The 7,492-nt window shown below is 61.7% G+C and carries 8 protein-coding genes; 6 read left to right on the forward strand and 2 right to left on the reverse strand.

Going from position 1 to position 7,492, the window contains the following annotated elements; all coding sequences use genetic code 11:
• Window positions 1-696 (reverse strand): LysR family transcriptional regulator (locus ACCD00_RS29515; RefSeq protein ID WP_413428746.1); only part of this gene is annotated, 696 nt, incomplete at its 3' end.
• Window positions 697-808: 112 nt separating this feature from the next.
• On the opposite strand from ACCD00_RS29515, the gene ACCD00_RS29520 reads away from it, so the two are divergent.
• The 3 genes from ACCD00_RS29520 (at window position 809) to ACCD00_RS29530 (ending at window position 4,115) form a co-directional block, all read left to right on the forward strand.
• On the forward strand, window positions 809-2,035 hold the full coding sequence (locus ACCD00_RS29520) for a YbfB/YjiJ family MFS transporter (RefSeq protein ID WP_413428747.1): 1,227 nt from the start codon (window positions 809-811) through the stop codon (window positions 2,033-2,035).
• Window position 2,036: 1 nt separating this feature from the next.
• Complete coding sequence (locus tag ACCD00_RS29525; protein WP_413428748.1) at window positions 2,037-3,035, forward strand: NAD(P)H-quinone oxidoreductase; 999 nt, start codon at window positions 2,037-2,039, stop codon at window positions 3,033-3,035.
• 123 nt (window positions 3,036-3,158) lie between these two features.
• Window positions 3,159-4,115: an alpha/beta hydrolase gene (locus ACCD00_RS29530; RefSeq protein WP_413428749.1), complete on the forward strand. Its 957-nt coding sequence runs from the start codon at window positions 3,159-3,161 to the stop codon at window positions 4,113-4,115.
• Here ACCD00_RS29530 and ACCD00_RS29535 read toward each other — a convergent pair.
• On the reverse strand, window positions 4,094-5,146 hold the full coding sequence (locus ACCD00_RS29535; RefSeq protein ID WP_413428750.1) for an AraC family transcriptional regulator: 1,053 nt from the start codon (window positions 5,144-5,146) through the stop codon (window positions 4,094-4,096). The genes ACCD00_RS29530 and ACCD00_RS29535 overlap by 22 nt on opposite strands.
• A gap of 163 nt (window positions 5,147-5,309) precedes the next feature.
• Here ACCD00_RS29535 and ACCD00_RS29540 point away from each other — a divergent pair, with 163 nt between their 5' ends.
• From ACCD00_RS29540 to ACCD00_RS29550, 3 genes are all read left to right on the forward strand, one after another.
• On the forward strand, window positions 5,310-6,161 hold the full coding sequence (locus tag ACCD00_RS29540; protein WP_413428751.1) for a 3-hydroxybutyryl-CoA dehydrogenase: 852 nt from the start codon (window positions 5,310-5,312) through the stop codon (window positions 6,159-6,161).
• Window positions 6,148-6,807: a TetR/AcrR family transcriptional regulator gene (locus ACCD00_RS29545; protein WP_413428752.1), complete on the forward strand. Its 660-nt coding sequence runs from the start codon at window positions 6,148-6,150 to the stop codon at window positions 6,805-6,807. Before ACCD00_RS29540 ends, ACCD00_RS29545 begins: the two co-directional genes overlap by 14 nt.
• An 89-nt stretch (window positions 6,808-6,896) precedes the next feature.
• On the forward strand, window positions 6,897-7,313 hold the full coding sequence (locus ACCD00_RS29550; RefSeq protein ID WP_413428753.1) for a VOC family protein: 417 nt from the start codon (window positions 6,897-6,899) through the stop codon (window positions 7,311-7,313).
• Window positions 7,314-7,492: the final 179 nt, after the last annotated feature.

Consider the following 7,492-nt stretch of genomic DNA (forward strand, 5'->3'; position numbering starts at 1 on the left):
CCCGATCCCCGCCGCAATCGAACGGCGCACCAGCAGGCTGGAACTGAGGCTCGCGACAATCCGCCCGCGCGCCACCGGCTCAGAGACCAGCGTCAGGTCTTTGTTGCCCTGCAAGTACGGTTGATACACCACCAGATCATGCCCGGCGAACGCCGAGCCAGGCTCCGGTACGCCGTGGGCATCGACATAGGCTTGCGAGGCATACAGCCCCACCGGCCAGCGCGCGATGCGCCGGGCGATCAGGTCCGGGTTGTCCGGTCGGGTGTTACGCACGGCGATGTCCGCCTCGCGTTTGGCCAGGCTGAGAATCTGTGTGGTGGCGTCCAGTTGCACCCGTACATCCGGGTGTTGTCGATGCAGGCGGGCAATCGCCGGGATCAGGAAATCAATCGCCAGGGTATCGGTGGTACTGACGCGTACCGTGCCACTCAAGCGATCGTCCAGGCCCTGGATCCGGCGTTCCAGCTCCAGGGCCGAATGTTCCATCTTCTCCACCGCCTTGAGCGCCGCTTCGCCAACAGCCGTCAGCGCGTAACCTTCGGAGGTGCGCAGGAACAAGGTCGCGCTCAATGACTTCTCCAGCGCCGTGATGCGCCGGCCGACCGTGGCCTGATCGACCCCCAACACCCGCGCCGCGCCACGCAAGGTGGATTCGCGGCAAACCGCGAGAAATACCCGGGCGTCATCCCAATTCATAACGCTCTCCTGATGATGCAATTACGCATCAGCATAGCGCGCAATCGCTGCATTAACGCTTCGATGAATGTCGATATGCTGAAAGCCTGAGTCACCCCACAGGACAATGCACATGCACAGTTCATCGCCTCCGGTTACCCCTGCACGCAGCGCGATCTGGCTGCCGATCTTCGCCGGCCTCTGCGCCAGCCTGGTCAGCATCGGCCTGGCGCGTTTCGCCTATACACCGTTGATACCATCGCTGATCCAGGCTCATTGGTTTTCCGCCAGCGACGTGGTGTACCTCGGTGCCGCCAATCTGGTGGGTTACCTGATCGGCGCACTGATCGGCCATCCGCTGGCACGCCGGACCTCGAACAAGACCGCCCTGCGCCTGATGATGCTGGCGGTGACGCTGGCGTTTTTCGCCTGTGGTTTTCCGTTGTCGGTGAGCTGGTTCTTTGGCTGGCGCCTGCTGTCGGGGATTGCCGGTGGCGCGATCATGGTCCTGGTGGCGGCAACCGTATTGCCCCACGTGCCGGCGGCCCGCAAAGGCCTGGCCAGCGGCGCGATATTCCTGGGCATCGGCCTGGGCATTGCCGGGTCGGGGACGATCGTGCCGCCGCTGCTGAGCCTCGGCTTGCAGCAAACCTGGTTCGGCCTTGGCTTGCTGGCCCTGGTGCTGACCGCTGCCAGCTGGTTTGGCTGGCCAACCGCCACGCTCCCGACGGCCGCTGCGCCGTCGAATGCATCGTCGTCGAGCCCAACCGACCCGAGCGTTTACCTGCTGTTCGCCCAATACGCGTTCATGGCGGCCGGGCTGGTGCCGGCCATGGTGTTCCTGGTGGATTACGTCGCCCGCGGGCTCAACGCCGGGGCACATGTCGGCGCGCTGATCTGGGTGATGTATGGCCTCGGCGCAATTGTCGGGCCAGTCAGTTACGGTTTTCTGGCCGACCAACTGGGCGCGAAAACGGGTATCCGCATCGTGCTGGTGGTGCAGGCGCTGGCGGTTGGCCTGCTATCGATCAGCAGTTCGTTCGCGGCGCTGGCTGTACTGGCGGTGATCCTCGGCTCCTTCCCGCCAGGCATCGTGCCGCTGGCGTTGGCGCGGGTGCATGAGCTGATCCCGGAGCATCACCGGCAACAGGTTGCCTGGAGTCGTGCCACCGTTTCGTTCGCTACCTTCCAGGCCCTCTCCGGGTTCGCTTATTCGGCGCTGTTCAACGCCAGTGGCGGCCAGCATGCCTTGATGTTCGTGATCGCCGCCGGTGCCATTGTTGTAGCGCTGTTGCTGGAACTTGGCAGCCGACTGCTCAGCCGTTCTTCCGAATCATTAACACTCAATACAGGTATATGAAATGACACTGCCCCAGACCATGACCCTGATCGAAATCACCGAACCCGGTGGCCCCGACGTCCTGCAACCGCGCCAGGCGTCTGTGCCCGTTGCAGCGGCCGGCGAGATTCTGATCCGCGTGCACGCCGCCGGGGTCAATCGCCCGGACGCGCTTCAACGGGCCGGCAAATACCCGTTGAAACCCGGCATGAACCCGATTCCGGGACTGGAAGTGGCCGGTGAAGTGGTGGCGATTGGCGCGGGCGTCAGCGAGTTTGCGCCGGGTGACAAGGTCTGCGCCCTGACCAATGGCGGCGGATACGCGCAATACTGCGTGGTCCCGGCCAGTCAGGCCCTGCCGATCCCCAAAGGCATGGACTGGTTGCAGGCGGCGGCCATCCCGGAAACCTACTTCACGGTGTGGGCCAACCTGTTCGGTCTTGGCGGTGCACGCCAGGGTCAGCGTGTGTTGATCCACGGTGGCACCAGCGGCATCGGCACCACCGCGTTGATGCTGTGCCGCGAGCTCGGCATCGAAGCATTCGCCACCGCCGGCAGTGAAGAAAAATGCGCAGCGATCTGCGAATTGGGCGCTGAGGCAATCAACTATCGCGATCAGGACTTTGTGCAGGTCATCGCGGAAAAAACCGCGGGCCAGGGCGTCAACGTGGTACTCGACATCATGGGCGGCTCGTACCTCAACAACAATGTGGCCGCCCTGGCCCTGGAAGGTCGCCTGGTGATGCTCGGTTTCCTCGGTGGTGCTTACGCCAGGGATGTCGACTTGCTGGCGATCATGGCCAAACGCGCCGTTGTCACCGGCTCCCTGTTACGCTCAAGAACCGGGGAAGAAAAAGCCGCCATCGCCCGACAACTGCACGAACACGTATGGCCGGTGCTGACTGCCGGACGCTGCCTGCCGATGATCGACCAGGTTTACCCACTCGCTGAAGCGGCACAGGCCCACGCGCGGATGGAAGCGGGAGAGCACATCGGCAAGATTGTCCTGCGGGTGGACTGAGCCGGTGCCAACTTCGGCAGGCAGCGACGTTTAACCATTGCGCCTCAACGGTGGTCGGAAAAATCTCCTGGTGCACGGGTTCATCTGTTAAAACCCGTGCTTCCCATTCTGATGGACCGTCCGATGTCTGCTCCCCTCCTCGCTCTCTTGCGCCGACGCTGGTTGTCGTTGCTGTGCATGGCCGTGCTGGTCGTCGGCTTGCCGGTGAGTTGTGGGGCGCTCAAATACAAAGAGCGCGAGTTGCTGTTCCGCATCGAACCGGGCACGGCAGGCTGGTATCGCGGCTTGCCGCAGGACGTTCAGGAATTCGATATCCAGCCCGCCAGCTTCAAGGCCGGGCAAAACCTGCATGCCTGGTGGTGGCCGGCCGCCCGCCGCGATGCGCCGGCAATTCTCTACCTGCATGGCGTGCGCTGGAACCTCACGGGCCAGGCGTTTCGCATCGAGCAATTGCGGGCCATGGGCTATTCGGTGCTGGCCATCGACTACCGTGGCTTCGGTCAGAGCAAAGGCGATTTGCCCTCGGAAGCCAGTGTGTATGAAGACGCGCACGTCGCCTGGGAACGCTTTGTCGCGATGCAACCGGATGCCAGCAAGCGTCTGATCTACGGACACTCACTGGGCAGTGCAGTGGCCATCGAACTCGCGGCTGGCCTGGCTGCACAGGCTAAGCAGCAGCACGTCCCGGTGCCGGTGCGCGGTCTGGTCATCGAGTCTTCTTTCACCTCGTTGGGCGATGCGGTCGCGGAGGTGGCCAACAACAACCTGCCGATGAGCGGGTTGCCAGTGCGCTGGCTGTTGTCGCAGAAGTTCGACTCAATCGACAAGATCGTCGACATCGATATGCCGCTGCTGGTGGTGCACGGCCTGGCTGATCCGTTCATGCCCTCACGATTCAGCCAGCAACTGTTCAATGCCGCCCATGAACCCAAGCGCCTGCTGCTGATACCCGGCGGTACACACAACAACAGCATGAGCCTGGGTGGCAGCCAGTATCGCCAGGCACTTGATGGCTTGCTGAAGGCAAGCCCCCATCAGGTGGCCGGACAGGCGCTGGTTCAGGGCTCGCAGGACTCCTGAAGGTTGGTCGCTTCTGCGCCCCGCTCCCCCTGATAACGGGCCCGATAGCGCCCCGGACTTTCCCCGGTCCACTTCTTGAATGCCCGATGGAAGGCGCTGGGTTCCTGGAACCCCAGTCGCTCGGCGATATCGCTGATGCTCGCATCGCTCTCACGCAATTGCTCGAAGGCCACACCGCGCCGTACTTCGTCCTTGATCTCCTGATAGGAGCAGCCTTCACGCTCCAGTTTGCGGCGGAAGGTGCTGGGGCTCAGATGCTGTTCCAGGGCAAAGGCCTGCAACGTCGGCCATTCACTGTAATGATTGCCGCGCAAGCGCTGATGAACCTGCGAGGCCAGGCCATGCTGGTTTCGGAAGCGGATCACCAGCCATTGCGGCGCGGTACGCAGAAACACTTTCAGCGAGGCCAGATCCTGAACCACCGGCAGGCGCAAGTAATGGCTGGCAAATTCGATTTCGGTGCGCTCGGCACCAAAGGTCAGGTTGGGGCCCCAAAGCAGACGGTCGTCGCCAAGCGACAGGCGCGAATGGCGGAAGTGCGCGCGGTCTATGGGAATGCGCCGGCCGCCCAGCCAGCACATCAGACTGATCATCAACACCAGGAACGTTTCTTCACCAAACCGGCTGGCGTCGTTGTCCGTCGAACAGGTTTCCAGGCTGATGACCGCACGCTTGCCCCGTACGGCCAGCGAGCCGCGAAAATCGCGCAGGAACAACCCGAAGTTGGCCAGGCACTGACGCATGGCCTTGTGCAGATCGGGTTCCTGAATCAGTGCTCGGCAAATCAGGGCGAAACTGCCCGGCGGCATGCCATGGGAATCGAGCCCGAAAAACTCGTCATCGAGTTCGCGGATCTGAATCAGCCACAAGGCGGCAAACGCATTGGCCGGCACCCGCGCCGTGGGTTCGTTCATGACCGCCGGATCAATGCCCGCCTGTTCGAGCATCGCCGTCACGCGCTGCGGATCATCCCTCAGCCCATGGATCATTGCCTGCACGAAATAGGCGGCAACCGAGTCCTTTTCCCGCATTGGTACGCTTCTCTCTCATCACCCGAATGGCAAAAAACATCATTGCCGTTGAACAGTTTTGGCATAGGACAACGGCCCTGCCGGCTCTAGACTCGCGGCAATAGTACGCCTTCGGCTGCCGTCGCGGCCAAGGTATCGCAGGGTTTGATCGAAGGATGGGAACATGAATCTGCAAAACATCGGGGTGATTGGTGCGGGCACCATGGGCAATGGCATTGCACAAGTCTGCGCCATGGCCGGTTTCAACGTGACCTTGCTCGACATTTCCGAAAGCGCTTTGCAAAAAGCCGTCGCAACAGTCGGTAAAAATCTGGACCGGCAGATCGCCAAGGAAACCCTGACGCAGGAGCAGAAACAGGCCGCCCTCGACAAAATCCGCACCAGCACCGACTACAGCAGTCTGCAAAATGCGCAGTTGGTCATCGAAGCGGCGACGGAAAATCTCGACCTGAAACTGCGTGTGCTGCAACAGATCGCCGCGCAAGTCAGCAGCGAATGCGTGATTGCCTCCAATACCTCGTCGCTGTCGATCACTCAACTCGCCGCCAGTGTCAGCCAGCCCGAGCGCTTCATCGGCCTGCATTTCTTCAACCCGGTGCCTGTGATGGGCCTGATCGAAGTCATCCGCGGCCTGCAAACCAGTGACGCGACCCACAAACTGGCGCTGGACATGGCGACCACCCTTGGCAAAACCGCGATTACCGCCGGCAACCGTCCGGGCTTCGTGGTCAACCGGATCCTGGTGCCGATGATCAACGAAGCGATCCTGGTGTTCCAGGAAGGCCTGGCCAGCGCCGAAGACATCGACGCTGGCATGCGTCTGGGTTGCAATCAGCCTATCGGTCCGTTGGCCCTGGCGGACCTGATTGGTCTGGATACCCTGTTGTCGATCCTCGAAGCCTTCTATGACGGTTTCAACGACAGCAAATATCGCCCCGCGCCGCTGCTCAAGGAAATGGTCGCGGCCGGTTACCTGGGGCGCAAAACGGGGCGCGGCTTCCATGCCTATGCCTGAGCGTTGCTCGCGCTTTGCCGAGTACCGGGACAAGGTCCTGGAGCTGTTTGCCTGCAAGGGGTTCGGCCAGGTCGGCATGCGTGAGCTCGCGACGAGCCTGGGGCTCTCCCCAGGCTCGCTGTATCACCATTACCCCAGCAAACAGCATCTGCTGCTCGACCTGATCGAGGAGTTCTACGAGGAGTTGCTGGCCACCCTGGGGCGCATTCAGCAGAAAGCGCCGGCCAAACGCGACAAGCTCAACAGCCTGATCCGCGCGCACTTGAATCTGCATCGGGAGATGCCTTGGCATTTTCGCCTGGTGGAGCGCGACAGCGGTTGCCTGAACGAAGAGCAACAGGCTCGGGTCCGGCAATTGCGCGAGCAATACGAACGCACGCTGCTGAAGATGCTGGGCGCGAAGTCCCGTTTCAGCGAGCAAGGCCTGCTGGCCGCCGGACATGCCATTGGCGCCCTGCTCAACAGCGCGCCCAGTTGGCTGACGCCCCATGTGCTGGACGAGCAGGAACGTGATGAGCTGCTGGAGAGCATGGTCAGCGGCGCCATCGAACGCGTGCTTGCGCCGCGGCGTGCGCCGGAGGCGATAAGCCTGGCGCGGCCTATAGAAAAAACGTCTAAAGAAACCCAGGCTCCAGCGACGATTTAGCGCTTTGCTTGTCGGCTCGACACAATCGGAATTCGCCGACAATCCCGGCGTCCAAACCGATGTGTGCACTTGAGCACCTGGAGCCGACCATGAAAATCAATCCCTACCTTATCTTCAACGGCGACTGCAAAGACGCCTTCACGTTCTATGCGCAGTGCCTGCAAGGCCAGCTCGAAGCCATGTTGTCCTTCGGTGAAACCCCTGCCGCTGGGCATGTCCCCAAGGATCTGCACAACCTGATCATTCATACCCGCCTGATAGTGGGCGATCAGGCCATCATGGGGTCGGATACCACACCTGATCGCCCCGTCGATAAAATGAGCGCCTGCTCGATTTCACTCAACGTCGACAGCATTGCCGAGGCCGAACGGGTCTTCAATGCGCTGGCTGGCGGCGGCACCGTGCAAATGCCACTGGAGGCCACGTTCTGGGCGGCGCGCTTCGGCATGCTGGTCGACCGTTTTGGTGTGTCGTGGATGGTTAACTGCGAAAAGGATCAGTTGTAGGAGCGAGCTGGCTCGCGATGGACGTTAACGATGACGCGGGAAACCTGAGGCCCCGCGGTGCGCTCGGTTTTTTCGCGAGCAAGCTCGCTCCTACAGGGGATTGGGGGGACAAAAACAAAACCCCTACCTGCAGATGCAGATAGGGGTTTCGGAATTTAATCTTGACGATGACCTACTCT

The organism is Pseudomonas sp. Pseusp3 (assembly GCF_047304225.1).
GTDB classification, from domain to species: domain Bacteria; phylum Pseudomonadota; class Gammaproteobacteria; order Pseudomonadales; family Pseudomonadaceae; genus Aquipseudomonas; species Aquipseudomonas fluorescens_CD.